Raw genomic sequence first — 3,169 nt, 5'->3', positions numbered from 1 at the left:
TGCTCTTTGACATTGTTGAGAGGGGAAGAGAAGCGTAGGCGGCGGTGTCCTTGCGCCGGTTCTTTGGAGCCGGGTGAATAGATACCGACCTGATCTATGCTTTGGTGAGTACACCGCTTCGGCTGCAAGGCCGGAGTGAGATGGACTCTGTCAATTTAAGTGTAGTGACAGTCAGATCAAATTCTTCAACTTGAGAGTTTGATCCTGGCTCAGAACGAACGCTGGCGGCAGGCTTAACACATGCAAGTCGAACGCATCCTTCGGGGTGAGTGGCAGACGGGTGAGTAACGCGTGGGAACGTGCCCTTCAGTTCGGAATAACCCAGGGAAACTTGGGCTAATACCGGATACGTGCGAGAGCAGAAAGATTTATCGCTGAAGGATCGGCCCGCGTCTGATTAGCTAGTTGGTAGGGTAATGGCCTACCAAGGCGACGATCAGTAGCTGGTCTGAGAGGATGATCAGCCACATTGGGACTGAGACACGGCCCAAACTCCTACGGGAGGCAGCAGTGGGGAATATTGGACAATGGGCGCAAGCCTGATCCAGCCATGCCGCGTGAGTGATGAAGGCCTTAGGGTTGTAAAGCTCTTTCGTCCGGGACGATAATGACGGTACCGGAAGAAGAAGCCCCGGCTAACTTCGTGCCAGCAGCCGCGGTAATACGAAGGGGGCTAGCGTTGTTCGGAATCACTGGGCGTAAAGGGCGCGTAGGCGGCTTTGTAAGTCGGGGGTGAAAGCCTGTGGCTCAACCACAGAATTGCCTTCGATACTGCATGGCTTGAGACCGGAAGAGGTTAGTGGAACTGCGAGTGTAGAGGTGAAATTCGTAGATATTCGCAAGAACACCAGTGGCGAAGGCGGCTGACTGGTCCGGTTCTGACGCTGAGGCGCGAAAGCGTGGGGAGCAAACAGGATTAGATACCCTGGTAGTCCACGCCGTAAACGATGAATGCCAGCCGTTGGCGAGCTTGCTCGTCAGTGGCGCAGCTAACGCTTTAAGCATTCCGCCTGGGGAGTACGGTCGCAAGATTAAAACTCAAAGGAATTGACGGGGGCCCGCACAAGCGGTGGAGCATGTGGTTTAATTCGAAGCAACGCGCAGAACCTTACCAGCCTTTGACATGTCCCGTATGGATCCTGGAGACAGGATCCTTCAGTTCGGCTGGCGGGAACACAGGTGCTGCATGGCTGTCGTCAGCTCGTGTCGTGAGATGTTGGGTTAAGTCCCGCAACGAGCGCAACCCTCGCCCCTAGTTGCCATCATTCAGTTGGGCACTCTAGGGGGACTGCCGGTGATAAGCCGAGAGGAAGGTGGGGATGACGTCAAGTCCTCATGGCCCTTACGGGCTGGGCTACACACGTGCTACAATGGCGGTGACAAAGGGCAGCGAACCCGCGAGGGGGAGCTAATCCTTAAAAGCCGTCTCAGTTCAGATTGCACTCTGCAACTCGAGTGCATGAAGGCGGAATCGCTAGTAATCGTGGATCAGAACGCCACGGTGAATACGTTCCCGGGCCTTGTACACACCGCCCGTCACACCATGGGAGTTGGTCTTACCCGACGGCGCTGCGCCAACCGCAAGGAGGCAGGCGACCACGGTAGGGTCAGCGACTGGGGTGAAGTCGTAACAAGGTAGCCGTAGGGGAACCTGCGGCTGGATCACCTCCTTTCTAAGGATGCTCTCTTATGAGAAGGCACACGCCTCCTCTATCGGAGCTCTTGGAACAATAGAGGCCAGTCAGGCCTCGCTATGCGGGACGCTGCCGTCTTCGTTTCTCTTCTCTCACTTCCAAACATCGGTTGGTCTGGCCTGTCCCGTCGGGATGGCGCCATGGTCGACTGGGCCTGTAGCTCAGGTGGTTAGAGCGCACCCCTGATAAGGGTGAGGTCGGACGTTCGAGTCGTCCCAGGCCCACCATTATCGCGTTGTTCTTTGCAACAAGGGGCCTTAGCTCAGCTGGGAGAGCGGTAGCTTTGCAAGCTTCAGGTCGTCGGTTCGATCCCGACAGGCTCCACCATTGCTCTTTGAGCGGTGCGTGATGGTTGGACGTGTCAATGAGGTTCGCGCCCTGCCCTGTCGGGTGGTTGGCGCGGATGTTTGAAATCGTAAAGAGGCAGCATATTCGGCAAGCGGGACACCTAGTTCCTGCGAACCAGCTGACGGCCCGCAGCCGTCGAGCGCCGGATATGCTTGGCAAGCAAAAAACATGTTTTTGGAGAAATCCAAGAACAGGTCTTTCTTATTCGATCATGTCCGGTCAAAGCCGAGCGGACATTGATCATGAGAGTAATCAAGTGTCGTAAGAGCATCTGGTGGATGCCTTGGCGCTGAGAGGCGATGAAGGACGTGGTACGCTGCGATAAGTCTTGGGGAGCTGCGAACGAGCTTTGATCCAAGAATCTCCGAATGGGGAAACCCACCTTCGACCCTTTGTATTGTGACGTCATTGGAAACAGTGGTGTTGCACTACGGAGGGTCAGATGAAGGGACTGAACCCTGAATCCATAGGGGTTTAGAGCGAACCCGGGGAACTGAAACATCTAAGTACCCGGAGGAAAGGACATCAATTGAGACTCCGTTAGTAGTGGCGAGCGAACGCGGACCAGGCCTATGCCTGCATGATCTTCACTGGAACGGTTTGGAAAAGCCGGCACAAACGGGTGATAGCCCCGTACAGGTCAGGGTGATTGCAGGATTTGAGTAGGGCGGGACACGTGAAATCCTGTCTGAACATGGGGGGACCACCCTCCAAGCCTAAGTACTCCTCAGCGACCGATAGTGTACTAGTACCGTGAGGGAAAGGTGAAAAGCACCCCGACGAGGGGAGTGAAACAGTTCCTGAAACCGGATGCTTACAAACAGTGGGAGCCCAAGGTTCGTCCTGGGTGACCGCGTACCTTTTGTATAATGGGTCAGCGACTTAAAGTAACGAGCAAGCTTAAGCCGATAGGTGGAGGCGCAGCGAAAGCGAGTCTGAACAGGGCGTTTTGAGTTCGTTGCTTTAGACCCGAAACCGGGTGATCTAGCCATGAGCAGGTTGAAGGTGCGGTAACACGCACTGGAGGACCGAACCGGTGCCTGTTGAAAAAGTCTCGGATGACTTGTGGCTAGGGGTGAAAGGCCAATCAAACTCGGAAATAGCTGGTTCTCCGCGAAAGCTATTTA

The 3,169-nt window shown here is 55.2% G+C and carries 2 tRNA genes and 2 rRNA genes (1 of these 4 only partly in view); all 4 read left to right on the top strand.

What is annotated here, in order from left to right:
- Positions 1-186 precede the first annotated feature (186 nt).
- A 16S ribosomal RNA gene (locus tag FHR70_RS23680) occupies positions 187-1,673 on the top strand.
- 171 nt (positions 1,674-1,844) lie between these two features.
- Positions 1,845-1,921, top strand: a tRNA-Ile gene (locus FHR70_RS23675).
- Between the two features lie 24 nt (positions 1,922-1,945).
- Positions 1,946-2,021: transfer RNA gene (locus tag FHR70_RS23670), tRNA-Ala, on the top strand.
- 271 nt (positions 2,022-2,292) lie between these two features.
- Positions 2,293-3,169 (top strand): 23S ribosomal RNA (locus tag FHR70_RS23665); it runs 1,933 nt beyond the window's last position.
- The 16S and 23S rRNA genes sit together here with 2 tRNA genes alongside, the layout of an rRNA operon.

Source organism: Microvirga lupini, from assembly GCF_014191055.1.
Classification (GTDB): domain Bacteria; phylum Pseudomonadota; class Alphaproteobacteria; order Rhizobiales; family Beijerinckiaceae; genus Microvirga; species Microvirga lupini_A.
Note: the sequence above shows the minus strand (reverse complement) of the source record. Positions and strands in the feature narration are given on the sequence as shown.